The sequence below is a fragment of the Stenotrophomonas maltophilia group sp. P373 genome (assembly GCF_053295075.1).
In genome coordinates, this window is the sequence record NZ_CM129994.1 from 2251392 (window position 1) to 2267876 (window position 16485).

At 66.4% G+C, this 16485-nt stretch carries 17 protein-coding genes; 6 read left to right on the forward strand and 11 right to left on the reverse strand.

Annotation, left to right across the window (positions count from 1 at the left end; genetic code table 11):
* Positions 1–186: 186 nt before the first annotated feature.
* Positions 187–1434, forward strand: a complete 1248-nt coding sequence (locus ACSYHF_RS10450; protein ID WP_447575596.1) for an arsenic transporter — start codon at positions 187–189, stop codon at positions 1432–1434.
* A gap of 24 nt (positions 1435–1458) precedes the next feature.
* Here ACSYHF_RS10450 and ACSYHF_RS10455 read toward each other — a convergent pair whose 3' ends face one another.
* From ACSYHF_RS10455 to ACSYHF_RS10475, 5 genes are all read right to left on the reverse strand, one after another.
* Positions 1459–2892, reverse strand: a complete 1434-nt coding sequence (locus tag ACSYHF_RS10455; protein ID WP_134956389.1) for an OprO/OprP family phosphate-selective porin — start codon at positions 2890–2892, stop codon at positions 1459–1461.
* A 132-nt stretch (positions 2893–3024) separates the two neighbouring features.
* Positions 3025–3801: an ABC transporter permease gene (locus ACSYHF_RS10460; protein WP_005409726.1), complete on the reverse strand. Its 777-nt coding sequence runs from the start codon at positions 3799–3801 to the stop codon at positions 3025–3027.
* Positions 3785–4618, reverse strand: a complete 834-nt coding sequence (locus ACSYHF_RS10465) for an ABC transporter ATP-binding protein (protein WP_053496569.1) — start codon at positions 4616–4618, stop codon at positions 3785–3787. Before ACSYHF_RS10465 ends, ACSYHF_RS10460 begins: the two co-directional genes overlap by 17 nt.
* Before the next feature lie 14 nt (positions 4619–4632).
* A complete protein-coding gene (locus ACSYHF_RS10470) occupies positions 4633–5691 on the reverse strand; it encodes an ABC transporter substrate-binding protein (RefSeq protein ID WP_329846849.1) in 1059 nt (352 codons plus the stop codon).
* A 75-nt stretch (positions 5692–5766) separates the two neighbouring features.
* Positions 5767–6888, reverse strand: coding sequence for a 4-oxalomesaconate tautomerase (locus ACSYHF_RS10475; protein WP_447575597.1), 1122 nt, complete (start codon positions 6886–6888; stop codon positions 5767–5769).
* A 109-nt stretch (positions 6889–6997) separates the two neighbouring features.
* On the opposite strand from ACSYHF_RS10475, the gene ACSYHF_RS10480 reads away from it, so the two are divergent.
* Entirely contained in the window at positions 6998–7900 is a 903-nt protein-coding gene (locus tag ACSYHF_RS10480) for a LysR family transcriptional regulator (protein WP_010485668.1), read from the forward strand.
* Between the two features lie 61 nt (positions 7901–7961).
* On the opposite strand, the gene ACSYHF_RS10485 is transcribed toward ACSYHF_RS10480, so the two are convergent.
* Both ACSYHF_RS10485 and ACSYHF_RS10490 read right to left on the reverse strand, forming a co-directional pair.
* Positions 7962–8342, reverse strand: a complete 381-nt coding sequence (locus ACSYHF_RS10485; protein WP_005416617.1) for a hypothetical protein — start codon at positions 8340–8342, stop codon at positions 7962–7964.
* A 108-nt stretch (positions 8343–8450) separates the two neighbouring features.
* Positions 8451–8978 carry a DUF6622 family protein gene (locus tag ACSYHF_RS10490; protein ID WP_262233118.1) on the reverse strand — a complete coding sequence of 176 codons (528 nt, stop codon included), beginning with the start codon at positions 8976–8978 and terminating at the stop codon, positions 8451–8453.
* A gap of 223 nt (positions 8979–9201) precedes the next feature.
* Between ACSYHF_RS10490 and ACSYHF_RS10495 the strand changes: the two genes are divergently transcribed.
* On the forward strand, positions 9202–10353 hold the full coding sequence (locus ACSYHF_RS10495) for a serine hydrolase domain-containing protein (RefSeq protein ID WP_262233119.1): 1152 nt from the start codon (positions 9202–9204) through the stop codon (positions 10351–10353).
* Between the two features lie 6 nt (positions 10354–10359).
* Here the strand turns inward: ACSYHF_RS10495 and ACSYHF_RS10500 are convergent, their stop codons facing one another.
* On the reverse strand, positions 10360–11232 hold the full coding sequence (locus ACSYHF_RS10500; RefSeq protein WP_262233120.1) for a methylenetetrahydrofolate reductase: 873 nt from the start codon (positions 11230–11232) through the stop codon (positions 10360–10362).
* Complete coding sequence (locus ACSYHF_RS10505) at positions 11232–12146, reverse strand: LysR family transcriptional regulator (protein WP_005416621.1); 915 nt, start codon at positions 12144–12146, stop codon at positions 11232–11234. The genes ACSYHF_RS10500 and ACSYHF_RS10505 overlap by 1 nt, the downstream gene beginning before the upstream one ends.
* 75 nt (positions 12147–12221) lie before the next feature.
* On the opposite strand from ACSYHF_RS10505, the gene msuE reads away from it, so the two are divergent.
* From msuE to ACSYHF_RS10520, 3 genes are read left to right on the forward strand one after another with little or no spacing between them, the layout of a single operon-like run.
* On the forward strand, positions 12222–12815 hold the full coding sequence (msuE, locus tag ACSYHF_RS10510; RefSeq protein WP_069138487.1) for an FMN reductase: 594 nt from the start codon (positions 12222–12224) through the stop codon (positions 12813–12815).
* Positions 12816–12871: 56 nt separating this feature from the next.
* The gene (locus ACSYHF_RS10515) at positions 12872–13849 is read left to right on the forward strand and encodes a DUF1852 domain-containing protein (RefSeq protein ID WP_095377561.1); all 978 of its coding nucleotides are present in this window, start codon (positions 12872–12874) and stop codon (positions 13847–13849) included.
* Between the two features lie 39 nt (positions 13850–13888).
* Positions 13889–14923: a methionine synthase gene (locus ACSYHF_RS10520; RefSeq protein WP_095377560.1), complete on the forward strand. Its 1035-nt coding sequence runs from the start codon at positions 13889–13891 to the stop codon at positions 14921–14923.
* Here the strand turns inward: ACSYHF_RS10520 and ACSYHF_RS10525 are convergent.
* Positions 14880–15515, reverse strand: coding sequence for a hypothetical protein (locus ACSYHF_RS10525; protein WP_069138485.1), 636 nt, complete (start codon positions 15513–15515; stop codon positions 14880–14882). The genes ACSYHF_RS10520 and ACSYHF_RS10525 overlap by 44 nt on opposite strands.
* A gap of 78 nt (positions 15516–15593) precedes the next feature.
* Entirely contained in the window at positions 15594–16397 is an 804-nt protein-coding gene (locus tag ACSYHF_RS10530) for a S1 family peptidase (RefSeq protein ID WP_095377614.1), read from the reverse strand.
* Between the last annotated feature and the right edge of the window lie 88 nt (positions 16398–16485).

The following is a 16485-nucleotide window of genomic DNA, read 5'->3' on the forward strand; positions in this document are numbered from 1 at the left end:
GGCTGGGCGCCGCCCCCCGGCCCACCTGCAACGCGGTCCAGGGCAGCAGTCGCCAAGCCGCGCCGCACGGTATGATGCGGCGACCCGGAACCTGCGATGATTTGCAGCGGCCGCCCATCCGCTGATCGCGCGCGCCAGGCCCCACCTGCGCCGGGGTCGCTGCAGGTGCCGCTGAAGCCCCACTCCATGCTCGCCCCCCAAGCCCCCCTCGTGATCTGGGCAGCGGTCGCCGTTGCCACCCTCGGTCTGCTGTTCCGTCCTTTGCGCATCCCCGAATATGTGTGGGCGTTGGGCGCTGCCGCCCTGTTGCCGTTGCTGGGCGCGGTGTCGCTGCATACCGCATGGGGTGCGGTGGCCGAAGGCCGCGACGTCTACCTGTTCCTGGTCGGCATGATGATGCTGGCCGAACTGGCGCGGCGCGAAGGCCTGTTCGATTGGGTCGCGTTGTACGCGGTGCGGCATGCGGGCGGATCCGGGCGACGCCTGTTCGACCTGGTGTTCCTGGTCGGCACGCTGGTGACGGTGTTCCTGTCCAACGATGCAACGGCCGTAGTGCTGACGCCGGCGGTCTACGCTGCCTGCAAGGCGGCGCGCGCCAATCCCCTGCCCTACCTGTTCGTCTGTGCATTCATTGCCAATGCGGCCAGCTTCGTGCTGCCCATTTCCAATCCGGCCAACCTGGTGGTGTACGGCCAGCACCTGCCGCCGCTGCTGCAATGGCTGGCGCAGTTCGCGCTGCCGTCGGCGGCGGCGATCGGTGCCACCTATCTGGTCCTGCGCTGGGTGCACCGGCGCGAGATCGCCCAGCCGCTGGTGACCGCGCCGGCGCATCGCCCGTTGACCGACGGCGGCCGGCTGAGCGCACTGGGCGTGCTGTTCACCGGCACCGTGTTGCTGGTCACGTCGGCCTTGAACGGGCCATTGGGCCTGACCACGTTCTGCGCAGGTACGGTGAGTGTTGCGGTGGTGGCGATCCGCCAGCGGCGCAGCCCGCTGCCACCGCTGCGCCACGTGTCCTGGGGGGTGCTGCCGCTGGTGGCGGGACTGTTCGTGCTGGTGGAAGCGGTGGCGCAGACCGGTGTCATCCAGACCGCGGCCAGCGCCCTGCAGGCCCTGGCGCAGGCATCTCCCCGCCAGGCCAGCTGGCTGGCCGGTGGCGCGGCTGCGCTGCTGAGCAACGTAGCCAACAACCTGCCGGTCGGCCTGGCCGCCGGTTCGCTGGGGCAGATGGCCGACCTGCCGGCGCAGACCCGTGCCGCATTGCTGGTCGGCGTGGATCTGGGACCCAACCTGTCGGTCACCGGTTCGCTGGCGACGATGCTGTGGCTTGTGGCGCTGCGCCGCGAGGGCGAGCATGTCAGCGCGCTCGACTTCCTGCGCGTCGGCGCGCTGGTGATGCCGCCGGCGTTGATCGGAGCACTGCTGCTGCTCTGATCGGCGCACGAGCGGCATGCGCTTCTAGAAGGCCACCTGCAGGCGGGTGTTGAAGGTGGTGCCTTCATCCCTGCCCTGGCCGGTGCCGCTGCGGTTGCGGGTCTGCCAACGGATCGCCTCGAACATCACGCGGCTGAAATCGTTGAGATACCAGTTCGCACCCAGCGTCCACGCGTGGCCAGTACCGCCACTGGGCAGCTCGGCATAGTCCACATCCTCGTAGCGCCCCTTCAGTTCCCATGCCCCGGCACCGCCGCGGGTGACAGGATCGGCCACCTTGACCCGGCCCCAGGTGCCGGCCTTGCCCGAATAGGCCGGCCTTGCACCGGCCAGGAACCAGCCAGCCGAAATCGCCCAGGCCTGGTGGTCCAGATCGTAGCGCCCGCTGGCGTCGGCCCCGCGCAGGTTGCGCGTACCCCATTCGCCGGTCGCCCAGGCCGGCCCGAAGAAGCCTGCCAGTTCCGCGCCATAGGCCGTGCTGCGCTCGGCGCCCAGCAGTGTGCCCGGCGCGATCTTGACCAGGTCGTTGAAGTGCCCGGCGATGGCCGAACTGCGGACGACGCCGCTGGCGCCTGCGGCGATCTCCTCGTGGAAGGCCCAGGCCCCCAGGTGCACCGTGACCGCATCACTGGCCACCGGGTTCCAATGCACGCGCGTGGCCCAGGTCTGGCTGTCGTTGTCGGTGCCGGCGTTGTTGAGATCGTTGCCGGCCACCGACAGGCTGGCATGCCAGTCCTTGCCGTACACGCGCTCGGTCAGGCCGACACCGAACAGGCCGCGCTGCGGCAGCATCAGCGTGCCGACCACGTTGCGGTCCTGGAACGGCGTGTTGGAAGTGCTGCTGGAGCCGTCGATACCCCGGTCGTTGAGGCGGTTGCCCACGGTCAGGTCGGCCGGCAGCCCGAACAGGCGGTGGTCCACGGTGGCGTAGACCGACTTCCACGCCACCGCGTTGTCGGCGAAGTCACCTTCCACCGCCCAGCCGAGGATGCCATAGCGGCCTTCGGCGCCCAGCCGCACCGAGCGGATCTCGGTACCGGAGATGTTGCGGTCACTCACTGATGATCCGTCTGTGCTGGATGCGTCGACGAACAGGCGTCCGCGCGGACGGAACGCCACGCTGCCATCGGCACTGCTGAACTCCGGTGCGCCCTTGGACCAGGTGACCTTGGGCGCCTTGGCCTGGCTGGATTCCAGTGCGGCGACGCGGGTGTCCAGCGCGGGGCCCTGCGTTGCGGCCGCCGCACCGGCGGTGCTGTGCCCGCCCTCCACGGCACGCAGGCGCGCCTCCAACTGCTGGATCTGCAGCGCCTGCTGCTGCACCAGGCGTGAGAGTTCGGCCTGGCTCAGTGGTGCGGGTGGGGACGAAACAGCCTGGGCGCCAGCATGGCCACTGGCCAACAGCAGGCCGAGCGCGACCGACAGCGCTGCCAGCGGCAGCACGGTGGAATGGTTCATGGACTCTCTCCGGCCAGCCGGCCCCCTGGCCCGGCGCTGGCCTGTTGCGGTGGTGCGGGGGAAGATCGGGGGAGGAAGCGCGCGCCGCCGGATCGGCCCGGCGGCGCGGCAGGCGGGCTCAGCCCGGCCCGGTCAGCTGGTGGCCTGGGCCTGGGCGTTGGGACGCCAGGTGATCAGCTTGTTCTCGACCACGTCCAGCAGCGCGTCGATGACCAGCACGAAGGCGGCCAGGATGATGATGCCGGCGAACACACCGACGGCGTTGAAGTTGCCTTCTGCCTGCGCGATCAGGTAGCCCAGGCCCGCCGAGGCGCCGAGGTACTCACCGATGATCGCGCCGACCACGGCGAAGCCCACCGAGGTGCGCAGCGAGGACAGGATCCAGCTGGCCGCTGCCGGGAAGTAGACATGGCGTAGCAGGTCGCTGCGGCTTGCGCCCAGGATGCGGGCATTGGCCAGCACCACCGGATTCACCTCGCGTACGCCCTGCATGGCATTGAAGAACGTGGTGAAGAACACCAGGGTGACCGCCAGCGCCACCTTCGACCACAGGCCCAGCCCCAGCCACAACACGAAAATCGGGGCCAGCACCACGCGCGGAATTGCGTTGAAGCCTTTGATGAAGGGATCGAGGATGCGCGCCGAGCGGCGGCTCAGGCCCAGCCAGACACCGCCGGCCACGCCGAGGCCGGTGCCGATGATGTAGCCCAGCGCGGTTTCGGTCAGCGTGATGTAGACGTGCTGGTAGAACGAGGTATCGGACAGCCAGGTCCAGGCCTGCTGCACGATCGCCGTTGGCGATGGGAAGAAGAACGGATCGATCACGCCCAGCGCGATGCCGCCCTCCCAGCCGCCGAACACGGCCACAACCAGGGCCAGTTGGATGAACTTGTCAGTCTTGGCGTGCATAGCTCTTCTCCACTTCGCCGCGCAGGCAGGCCCAGATGTCGCGGTACAGGTCGGTGAAACGGTCATCCAGCTTGATTTCGGCCACGTTCCGCGGCCGTTCCAGATCCACGTCGAAACTGCGCACGACACGGCTGGCCGGGCCGGAGGACAGCACCACCACGCGGTCGCCCAGGGCGATCGCTTCTTCCAGATCGTGGGTGATCAGGATCACCGAGCGCCGGTCCTCCTGCCACAGGCGCAGCAGCTCGTTCTGCATCAGGTGCCGGGTGTGGATGTCCAGCGCCGAGAACGGCTCATCCATCAGGATCACCTTCGGCTCGACGATCAACGCCTGCGCCATCTGCACGCGCTTGCGCTGGCCACCGGACAGCTGGTGGGGGTAGCGATGCTCGAAACCGGCCAGGCCGACCTTGGCCAGCCACGCGTTGGCCTTGGCCTTGCGTTCGGCTTCGGGCACGCCACGGAAACGCAGGCCGAGCTCAACGTTCTGGTATGCGGTCTTCCACGGCAGCAGCGCGTCCTGCTGGAACAGGTAGCCCACCGACTCCTGGACCCCGCTGACCGCACGGCCGTCGATGCTGACCTGGCCGGACGACGGCTTCAGCAGGCCCGCCACGGAATTGAGGATGGTGCTCTTGCCGCAGCCGGTTGGCCCAACGATGGCAAGGAACTCGCCATCACCTACCTGGATGTCGACATCACGAACGGCGGTGAATTCGCCGAAGGACATGGTCACCTTGTTGAGCGCGACCATGGTCTGTGCAGGCTCCAGCTGCGGTGCGCCATTGAGGTGGCGCACGGTGGCATTGAGGGCCATGGGGTTACCTCCGCTTACGGTTGGGCAGCCGGCGCCGCAGCGTTGGCACGCTCGACGAAAGCATTGGTGTAGGTGCGGGACAGATCGATGTTGGCCTTGGCCACGTCCGTATTGAACTCGCGCAGCACCTTCAACGGCGTTTCCAGATCAGCCGGCGTGAAATGACCGTCGCGGGTGAAGATCGCGCGGGCGTTCTCCACCGCGCGCGCATAGGTGGCGCGGTCGCCAGAAACGTAGCTGTCCGGCAGCGCCGCAACGATGTCTTCAGCACTGTTGTCGGCGATGAACTTCAACGCCATCTGCTCGGCGCGGGCAATCTTCTCGGCCGCTTCGGGGCGCTTGTCCAGGAAGCTCTGGTTGGCGTACATCACCGAGGTCGGGTACAGGCCGCCATAGACCTGGCGGGCGCCGTCATCGCTGCGCGCGTCGAGGAGGATCTTCCCGACCTTGCGCTCGGTGATCAGGGTGGCGGCCGGGTCGTAGTTGACCAGCAGGTCGATCTTGCCCTGCTCCAGCGCGGCTACCGCTGCGGCGCCCGAGCCGACGCCGATCAACGAGATGCTGTCAGCCGGAATATCGTGCTGGGCGAGGAAGTGACGGACGAAGAAATCCGACGATGAGCCCGGTGCGGTAATGCCGACCTTCTGGCCCTTGATGGTCTCCGGGCGGGCCGGATCGAAGGTGGCATCCTCGCGGCCGGCCATCACCAGGCCGGAGTTGCGCGAGAGCAGCACGAAGGCCACCACGTCCTTGCCCTTGGCCTGCATCTGGATGGTGTGGTCGTAGAAGCCGACGGCCACGTCGGTGGAATTGGCCACCAGCGCCTGCAATACCTTGGAGCCGCCCTGGGCGAAGTTCTCGGTCTTCACCTGCAGGCCGACGTCCTTGAAGTACCCCTTGGCGTCGGCGATGAAGAACGGCAGGTTGTTGAGGTTGTAGGAGCCGACGCTGATGCGTACCGGTGCATTGTCACCACCGCCGGCGGATGCGCCTTCGGTGCGCCCGCTGTTGCTGCATCCGGCCGCGGCCAGACCAGCCGCGCACAGCGCGGCCATCAAGAACTGCTTGTACATCATCCCTCCCAGGAGTGAAGCATCTACGTTGTAATGGCGGGCATGCGCACCTGCGCCGGCCCGTCCGGGTTCAGATCATGCCGCTGACGTCCATTGGCGGGCTTGGGTGGAACCGGCCACGGCAAGTGCTGGCGTGGTGGCAAACACGCGGCCCTCGAACAGGCGGCGTGCGGTGCGCACGACGCTGGCAACGACCGGCGCATCCTGCGAGCTGCGACTGAGGCCCACCTCCAGGGCCCCGCCCGGATGTTCGAGGGTAAGGCTGCCGGGAACGGACAGGCATCCGACCAAAGTGTGGGCCAGCGTGCCCGGCGTAACGGCGGCGGTGGCCAGGCCAACCGCGCCGGTAATGGCCAGCGCGGTGTGGCATTGATGCGGCATGAAATAGCGCACCTGCAGATCGCCCCCATGTTGCGGCGCCGACAGCAGCACCGGCTTCGGAATGACCTTGTTGCCGGCGTCGGCGATGCCCATGCGGGCGCCTGCCTCGATGCGCAGCGCTTCCAGCCGGCGCATGAATACCGCGTCCGCGTTCAGTTCGGCGGGCGGGGCATCGCCGCGCACGCCCAGGTCTTCTGCACGTACCAGCATCATCGGCATCGCGCAGTCCACCAGGCTGACCGGCACGCCATCGATGGTCTCCTGCGCATGCCCGCTGGGCAGCAGCTTGCCGGTGCGGGCACCTGCCGCATCAAGGAAGGAGAGCCTGACCGGCGAGGCCGAGCCCGGCGCGCCGGCAATGCGCGTATCACCGCGGTAGACCACATTGCCGCCCGGCGTTTCCACCGTGGCGATGATCAGCTTGCCGGTGTTGACGTTGTGGATGCGCACCTCGGTCTGCGGATCCTGCGCCTGCACCAGCCCACGCTCGATGGCATACGGGCCTACGGCCGCCAGCATGTTGCCGCAGTTCGGCGAGGTATCCACCACCTGCTGCTCTACCCGTACCTGGGCGAACAGGTAGTCGACATCGGCGTCCGGACGGCTGGAGCTGTCGATGATCGCCACCTTGCTGGTCAGCGCGTTGCCACCGCCGATGCCGTCGATCTGCAACGGATGGCCCGAGCCCATCACTTCCAGCAGCAGGCGATCGCGTTCAGCGATGTCCATCGGAAGGTCGCTGGCCAGGAAGAACGGGCCCTTGGAGGTACCGCCGCGCATGAGCACGCAGGGAATGCTGAGCAGATCGTTGGACATACGTGTGCTAGATTGATGCGTATAAGGGATGAATGACCCCTCTGTGATTCGATACTGGCATGACCCCAATTGATCTGTGAATTGCTGATTTTCGGATGATTGATACCCCATGAGCATCAATTGCGAAATCCTGGATCTGCGTGCGTTCCTGCTGGTCTCGGAGACCCGCAGCTTCCATCGCGCCGCGGAAATCCTGCACGTCTCCCAGCCAGCACTCAGCCGACGGATCCAGAAGCTGGAGCAGGCCGTGGGTTCGCCACTGCTGGAGCGCACCACGCGCAGCGTCAGTACCACCGCTGTCGGCGAGAACCTGCTGCCGCTGGTACGCCGCATGCTGGAGGAATTCGATGGCTCGCTGTTCTCACTGCGCGGCCGGGAGGACACCCGCGGCGCCACCGTGACCATCGCGTGCCTGCCGACGGCGGCGTTCTACTTCCTGCCCAGCGTGATGGCGCGTTTCCACGAAGCGCACCCGAACGTGCGCTTCCGCATCCTGGATATCCCGGCGACGGAGGGTCTGCAGGCAGTGGAACGTGGCGAAGTCGAGTTCGGCATCAACTTCATGGGCGCCAACGATCCCAATCTCGACTTCGACGTACTGGCTGAGGACCCCTTCGTCCTCGCCTGCCGACGTGATCATCCGCTGGCCCGCAAGCGCAAGGTGGAATGGGCTGATCTGGCCGAGCACCAGCTGATCACCGTGCATCGCACCAGCGGCAACCGCACGCTGCTGGACGGCGCGCTGGCGCGCGAGAACCTCAAGTTGAGCTGGCACTACGAGGTGACGCACCTGTCGACGTCACTGGGCATGGTCGAGGCCGGTATAGGCGTGTCGGTGCTACCGAAGATGGCCACGCCGGACGGGGATCACCCCACCCTGGTGACACGCGCGATCGGCAATCCTGTGGTATCGCGCACGATCGGGATCGTCCGACGCCGGGGCGCCCTGCTCTCGCCCACGGCGGAGCGCTTTCTGCAGATGCTGATGAGCCAGTGGCGCGGGGAGGCGTGAGCAACTGCGCGGTTCACGCGCCTATGCGTTCCGGCGCGCCAGACGCTGGCAGGGCCGCCCTTCATGACGAAGCCGCGAAGATCGACGCAATACCCGCGAGCGATCCCACGGCCACCCACGAGAGCGTGGCGAATGCAACCAGCAACACCTTCCGGTGGACGACCTGCGCTTCGTTTCGGGACTCCGGCCGCCGCGCATAGGGCCTGGAGAAACCCAGGAGTTCGCCGGTGACTATCAGCGCCCCCATGAAGATCAGTGCGGTCGCGCAGAAGCCAAAAATGGAACCAATGAGGGCCACATGCTGGGCATCGCCAATAGCCGGCTGCGTCCCGGCCAGCGCCTCCACAAGTTGCCCCGTCCACCGTGCGGGCAGCCAGGCCAGGGCGGCGACAATGCTGAAGTGACTGACCACGTTGATCCAGAACCAGGATGTGGTCTTCATGACGTCAGCGTTTCCGGTGTTGGCCAGTGGCGGGCATCGTGACGCCTGCGTCAGCACCGCACAACCCTGCATGGGGAAGCCGGCCAGCGGCCGGCACTACCCGGGCGATCAGCCTGCGGTTTCCAGCCCCTTGCCTGCCGCATCCATCCGCAGCGAGGCCAGGTACCGGGCGTACTTGCCCACGAAGATGCCAGTGAACCCGCCCGTCAGCAGCAGGTAGGCGGCACTGAAGCCGGCATGGGCGGACAGCGACGGCGACACCGCAAATGCGACTTCGAAGCCGTACTTCACCAGGAAGGTGGCCAGCAGCAGCGGCAGCAGGCTGAAGTCCGCGCTGCGCCAGAGCCTGCCGGTGCTGCGGTCCAGCGTCAGCTTCAATCGATTCAACAGCAGCCAGGCAAGCGTCGCGCCCGTGGCGATGCCGGCCAGCCATTCGCTCCAGGCGCTCAGCGAAGCGCCGAAGCGATGGCTGACCGACCACGCACCCCAGACAGCGAACAAGGCGGGTACGATCGCCAGCTTCTGCAGCGAGGTCTCGGCCGGCTTCATGGCGGCGATGCCACGGGTGATCAGGAAGGCCAGGAGCAGCCACACCCAGATTGGCGTCTGCGAGACGAGGTGCTGGAGCATGTTCATGAGCGGTCCCCTTGGTAAGTGGTGGCGAGGTGCCCTCGCCTTGGCGCTCACTATTCGCTTCCGCCCGGGTTGCAACCAGTGACAGCTGTCAGCCATCGGGGATGACCCGCTGGCGTGCTGCCCGGCCTCCGGCAGCTGTTGGGTAGATACGCCCGGTACGTCCTGCGCCGGCCGGCCTTCGGCCCGCGCTACCATTACCACGACGCCGCTGCGAGCCACGCGCATGTACCACGACCCTGTCCGACGCCGTCTGTGTGCGGCGCTGCTGGCCACCGGCTGCGGCCTGTCCGCATCATCGGCGCTGGCGAGCCGGGCGACGTTAGCGGGATGCAGTTCGCTGACCGCATTGCTGCAGGCCGAACGGCAGCCTGGCATGGCGGCGGTTCTGGTCGATCACGGGCGCATTGCCGCGCTGTCCACGACCGGGCGGCTCAGTGACAGCCGGACTGCACCGATTGATCGCCATACCGTGTTCGAACTGGGGTCGATCACCAAGCTGTTCACGGCCCTGCTGATATTCCGGCTCCAGCAGCGGCAGCTGCTCGACGTCACCGCGCCCATCGGCCTGTACGTGGAGGGGTTGCCTTCCGCTTGGGCATCCACTTCGCTGCTGCAGCTGCTGAGCCATACCTCAGGCATTCCCAACTATCTGAATGAAGACAACTTCCTGCGGTTGATGCCGACGAATCCAGGCCCCCGTGAACTGCTTGCAGAGGTGGCCGAGCGGCCGCTGGAGTTTGCGCCCGGTGCGCGGCACGCCTACTCCAATACGAACTACATCCTGCTCGGCCTGGCCATCGAGCATGCGACCGGCATGGATTACTGGCGCATCCTCCAGGAGGAGATCCTGTCGCCGCTGGGCATGCGTGATGCGGGGCCGCGTCGTGCAGGGGAGCGGCGCCGGATTGCCCAAGGGCATCTGTTCCAGGATGGCCACTGGCGCGCACCGCCTCCCACTGCTCCGGGCTCGGCATGGGCCGCCGGCGGCCTGCTCGCGAGCATCGACGACATGGCGCGCTTTGCTGTGGCGCTGGACCAGCATCGACTGCTGCCCGAGGCGTCCCTGAAACGGATGTGGTGCGACACACTGCTCTCCAATGGCAGCAACGCGGGCTGGGGGGCCGGCTGGGAAGTTTCCGATGGCGGAAAGGTCGTCGGCCATGGCGGCGGAACCGCAGGCTTCACCGGGTATCTCCGGCACCGTCCCGCCGATCGAAGAACACTCGTCGTGCTGATCAATCGCGCCGGAGACATCAACCCGCAGGGTATTGCAGAGCGCCTCGACCTGGGCATGCGTCACTGCAATGGGAGGCTTTCCAGGCCTGCGCCCGCGCTGGAACATGCCGGCGCCCGGACAACGCGACTCCTGCAGTGATGCGGATCATCCGCTCTGGCTGATTGAAATGCGCCGCCGGTACTGCGCCATCCACTCCAGCGACGGCGCAACACCACCGAACGGGAAGAAATGCGGGCTGACCGGGCCATGGGCGTCCGTCAGCCCGTTCACCAGTCGATCGACGAACACCTCCGGCCCCGCCGTTCCCAGCAGCCGGCCGATCGAGATGCCATACCGGGCCAGCATCGATGCACTGGCACCTACGCCGCACATCGCGGCGTATCGAAGCAGCCGGGTGATGCTGGCTGGGCCCGGCACACCGACCAGCACCGGAACCGCGATGCCACGCGTGCGCAGTCCATCCAGCCAGGCCAGCACGGTATCGGCATCGAACGCGAACTGGGTGACGACCAAGGGGGCCATGCCGCGTGCCTCGATGGCCTGGCATTTACGTTCAAGCGCCTGCCAGCGTTGATCGCTGCTCATCACCGGATGCCCTTCCGGGTGCCCGCCGATAGCAACGACCTTGATGCCGCACCGTTCCAGAAGTCCGGCCTCGATGATCGAAATGCTGTCTGCAAACGCTCCAGCAGGCGTGGCGAGGTCACCGGCGATCACCAGGCACTGCTCGACACCAGCCTCGCTGGCCGCGCGCTCAAGGAACCGCCCGAGTACCGCGCGCGAGCCGATACGCCGCGCAGACAGATGCGGCATCGGCTCGAATCCGAGCGCGCGCACCGTGCGCGCGGCGGCCAGTCGGGCGTCGTCATCCTCGCTGGCCAGGTAGGGAATGGAGATGACCGTACCGCGCGGGATCCGATCCGCCTCGGCGCACAGCGCGGGCATGGCCTTCGCGCTGACTTCCAGTGAAAAAGCGCTGATGAAGGCGTCCGCCCGCAGTGACAGGCCTGCCGGCATCAACGTGCTCCGCCCACATTGCCGGCAAGCGGCGAGCTGTTGCGGGCCAGTTCGATGAAGGCCTGCAGGTAGTCGATACCGGTATCGGCCTCGCGCGCGCCCAGGTAGATCTGCTTGGGGATGCCCTTGGCGCCCAGCCGTACGGGCACCACGTCCATGCGCGTGGCGTACTCCTCCACCAGCCAGCGCGGCATGGCAGCCACGCCGCGGCCGCTGGCCACCATCTGCATCATGATGTCGGTGGTTTCAATGGCCTTGTGGCGCCGCGGGGTGATGCCGGCCGGCAGCAGGAACTGGTTGTAGATGTCCAGGCGCTCGAACGGCACCGGGTAGCTGATCAGCACTTCCTGGCTGAGCTGGCGCGGCTTTACGTGGTCCACCTTGGCCAGGGCGTGGTTGCTGGCCACCACCAGCACCTGCTCGTAGTCGAACACAGGGATGAACTTCAGGCCCGGCTTCAGCAGTGGATCGGGCGTGACCAGCAGGTCGATCTCGTAGCCGAACAGCGCGCCGATGCCGCCGAACTGGAACTTCTGCTTGACGTCCACATCCACGTCCGGCCACGCGGCCAGGTACGGCGAGACGATCTTCAGCAGCCACTGGTAACAGGGGTGGCATTCCATGCCGATGCGCAGCGCGCCGCGCTCGCCCTGGGCAAACTGGCGCAGGCGCTCCTCGGCCAGGTCCAGCTGCGGCAGCACCCGGTTGGCGACTGCCAGCAGATATTGCCCGGCCTGGGTCAGCCGCAGGCTGCGGCCTTCGCGCAGCCAGACATCGGTACCCAGCTGCTGCTCCAGCTTCTTCATGCTGTGGCTGAGCGCCGACTGGGTCAGGTTGAGCACGCCGGCAGCAGCGGTGAGCGAGCCCTGCTGCTCGACCTGCTGCACGATGCTGAGGTGGATCCGCTCCAACATTAAGATGAATCTCACTCATGGATAGGTGAAGTAATACCATTTTACGTCATGAAAAGGCATGACTAGGATCGGGTCATGCCTTCATCCCAACGCCCCCTCCGTATCGTCGCCGTTTCCGGTGGACTGCAGCGCCCCTCCCGGGCCGCCACCCTCGCCGAGCACCTGCTGGGCCTGATCGGCGAGAACATGCGCAGCGAACAGCAGCTGATCGAACTCGGCGAACTGGCGCCGCAGCTGGCCGGTGCGCTGTGGCGTTCGCAGCTCCCGGAGGTTGTCGAGCGCCAGCTGGTGGCCGTCGAACGGGCCGATGTGCTCGTGGTGAGCACGCCGGTCTATCGCGGCTCCTACACAGGGCTGTTCAAGCACTTCTTCGACTTCATCGACCAGGACGCGCTGGTCGATACCCCCATCCTGCTGGCCGCGACCGGCGGCAGTGACCGCCATGCACTGGTGATCGATCACCAGCTGCGGCCGCTGTTCAGCTTCTTCCAGGCCCGCACCCTGCCCCTGGGCGTGTATGCCACCGACCGCGATTTCGCCGAGGGGCGCGTACACAACGAAGCGCTGATCCAGCGCGCACGACTGGCGGTGCAGCGCGCAATGCCGCTGCTTGCGCTGTCCCATCGCCGCGCGCCACTCGCCGCCGCTGAGGCCATCGAAGCCCTTTGAATGCCAGATGCCGCCGACCTGCCTCTGGATGTCACCCCGCAAACGGAACGCCGCCCATGACGAACGACGCCTTCACCTTCAGCATCACGCGCATCCCCTTCAACGAGGACTACCAGCCGGCCGAAGGCACGCGCATCACCACCAACTTCGCCAACCTGGCGCGCGGCGCATCCCGGCAGGAGAACCTGCGCAACACGATCAGCATGATCAACAACCGCTTCAATGATCTGGCGCATTGGGACAACCCAAGCGCCGATCGCTACGCGGTCGAGCTGGACATCATCTCGGTGGAGATGCACATCGATGGCAACGCGGGCAGCGCCCCCTTTCCCTTGATAGAAGTGCTGCGCCCGACCATTGTAGACACGCACACCGGCACACGCACCGAAGGCATCGTCGGCAACAACTTCTCGTCCTATGTCCGTGACTACGACTTCAGCGTGGTGCTTCCGGCCAGCAACGAAGGCAAGGACACCTTCGGCCTTCCGGAGGGCTTTGGCGACCTGCATGGCAAGCTGTTCCAGCACTTCCTGCGCTCGGACGCCTACCGCGCCAACTTCAGCAAGGGACCGGTGATCTGCATCAGCGTTTCCAGCAGCAAGACCTACCACCGCACCGAGAACCACCATCCAATCCTGGGCGTGGAATACCGCCAGGGTGAGTTCTCCCCCACTGACCAGTACTTCGACAAGATGGGCCTGCGGGTACGCTATTTCATGCCGCCGGGCAGCGTCGCACCGCTGGCGTTCTACTTCCAGGGCGACCTGCTGGGCGATTACTCGAACCTGGAGCTGATCGGCACCATCAGCACGATGGAGGCCTTCCAGAAGATCTACCGCCCGGAGATCTACAACGCCAATTCCGTGGCCGGCAAGGTCTACCAGCCCAGCCTGAAGCACCAGGATTACTCCTCCACCCGCATCGTCTACGACCGCGAAGAGCGCAGCCAGCTGGCGGTCAAGCAGGGCCGGTTCACCGAAGAACACTTCATCAAGCCGTACCGCGCCGTGCTTGAGCAGTGGGCCGCCCGCTGATCCATCGATTTCCCATTCGCCCCCAGGACACACCACACGATGCCGACGAAGACGCTGCTCCCCACCTCCACCGCAGGCAGCCTGCCCAAACCCTCCTGGCTGGCAGAGCCCGAGAAGCTCTGGTCACCCTGGAAGCTGCAGGACGAAGGCCTGATCGAGGGCAAGCAGGACGCCCTGCGCCTGTCCCTGCAGGAACAGCAGCATGCCGGCATTGATATCGTCAGTGACGGCGAGCAGACCCGCCAGCACTTCGTCACCACCTTCATCGAGCATCTCAGCGGCGTCGACTTCGAGAAGCGCGAAACCGTGCGCATCCGCAACCGCTACGATGCCAGCGTGCCGACCGTGGTTGGCGCCGTGAGCCGCCCCAGGCCGGTATTCGTCGAGGATGCGAAGTTCCTGCGCCGCCAGACCACGCAGCCGATCAAGTGGGCGCTGCCCGGCCCGATGACGATGATCGACACGCTGTACGACGCGCACTACAAGAGCCGCGAAAAGCTGGCCTGGGAGTTCGCGAAGATACTCAACGAGGAAGCGAAGGAGCTGGAGGCCGCCGGCGTCGACATCATCCAGTTCGATGAGCCGGCCTTCAATGTGTTCTTCGACGAAGTGAATGATTGGGGCGTAGCCGCACTGGAGCGCGCGATCGAAGGGCTGAAGTGCGAGACGGCGGTACACATCTGCTACGGCTACGGCATCAAGGCCAACACCGACTGGAAGCAGACCCTGGGGTCGGAATGGCGCCAGTACGAGGAGTCGTTCCCCAAGCTGCAGACCTCCAGCCTCGACATCATCTCGCTGGAATGCCACAACTCCCATGTGCCGATCGACCTGATCGAGCTGGTGCGCGGCAAGAAGGTGATGGTCGGCGCCATCGACGTGGCCTCCAGCACGGTGGAAACCCCGGAGGACGTGGCCAACACCCTGCGCAGGGCGCTGCAGTTCGTGGACGCCGACAAGCTCTACCCGAGCACCAACTGCGGCATGGCGCCGCTGGCGCGCGATGTGGCCAGGGGCAAGCTGCGCGCGCTCAGCGCGGGGGCGAGGATCGTGCGCGAGGAACTCTCGGCATAAGCCTGGCCGGGGAGGCATTGCCGTTCGAATGCCGGCTTGACGGAGCCTGCCCGGGTATCGACCAGGCTCCACCTCGCCCCTGCAGCTCCGGCCGGGTCTTCATCGCGGGCTGTCGCGGCGCCAGTGCCTGTTTGATCCGTACCACCTCACCCGCCCCGGCCTCGGCCAGGCGGCGGGCCTGCTGCCGTTGTTCCCGCGAAAGTGCGGGCGACGGCGCAGCGCTTGTTTCCGGCGCCACGTCCACCAGGCGTGCCACCGCCTCGCGCAGCCGCAGCTGTGGGCAGAGCCGCGCGGCACACCAGCGCTCGGCGTAGCGCCTGGCCTGCCGCACATTCGTGGCGGCCACCACCTTGGTCTGGGACATCTTGCGTGCGTCCAGGTACACCCGGAACCCGAGCACGGCATGCGGCACGATGTTGGCCACGGAACGCCCGTTCCACCACAGGTCCCAACGCTCGCCGCTCTGCACCCAGCCGGAGGGCCGGGTGACCGTCATGAACTCTGGAAGATCGAACGGAGAACTCATGCCGGGAAGGATACGAGCGCCCGTCGCACCGGCTGAGATCCGCGCCGTGTGCTTGTTCTTGACCATGAATCGTTAAGGCGCGCTTCCTTCCGCTACGCCTGCTCCGCGCCGTCGCGCCAGGGGAACAAGAACTGAAGTTTCGCGTCACGCATCGATGATGCTTTCGATCCAATCGATGTAGCGGGACACGCGCACGTTGTAGACCACCTGCCCGTAGAAACCCGCCTCCAGCGCATGCTCGGGAACGGCGGTGATCCAGGAACCGAGGCCCACCAGCTGCCAGGCCCCATCTTTCCTGATCACCAGCGGGCCACCGCTATCGCCGTTGCCGAGCACGCCTTCAAGGGGAAGGCCCTGCGGAGGCGGATCGAAACGGTACCAGAGATAACGCGCGTTGCCGCCGGTGATCGCGTTGCAGGCCCGACGCAGGGTCGTCCGATGTGACCCGCCGGGTACCAGTCCAGTCGCTCCGTTGCCGGTGGCGCCCTTCCCTATCAGGGCGGCGACCTGCGTGACCTCGTCGGCGCCACGGTAGAGTGCGACCGGCGGAACATCGCTCACCGGTGCGGCAAGTTTGATCAATGCAATGTCATCGGACGCCGCCAGAAACGCGTGGATTTTCGACGCACTCCCCGTTGCCATGGCTTCCTTGCCCAGTGCCTCGGGCATTGGCCTGTAGCCGGGATGCAGGAAGACACGCTCGACGCCGTAGCCCTTCCCATCAAGGGTGATGGTGGCGCCCATCCCCTCCATCGGTGCGGCATGCGCTGCGGTCAGCACCCAGCGCGGTGCGATCAGGACGCCGTGCCCCTCGCCTGGCATGTCCGCCAGTGCCGGGAACACCGATGCGTCGATCTGGTACCTGGCATCGTCAACATCATCGCGGATGACCACGGCACCGGCAGCGAACGGGAGCGTGGCCAATGCCAGGAGAATCCAGCGGTTCATGATTGCTTTCATCCCTGCAGTTCAATCACAACAGCTTAGGGCATGACCCTGCCATACCGGGACATCGTGCGACCAATCCCGGCGATGG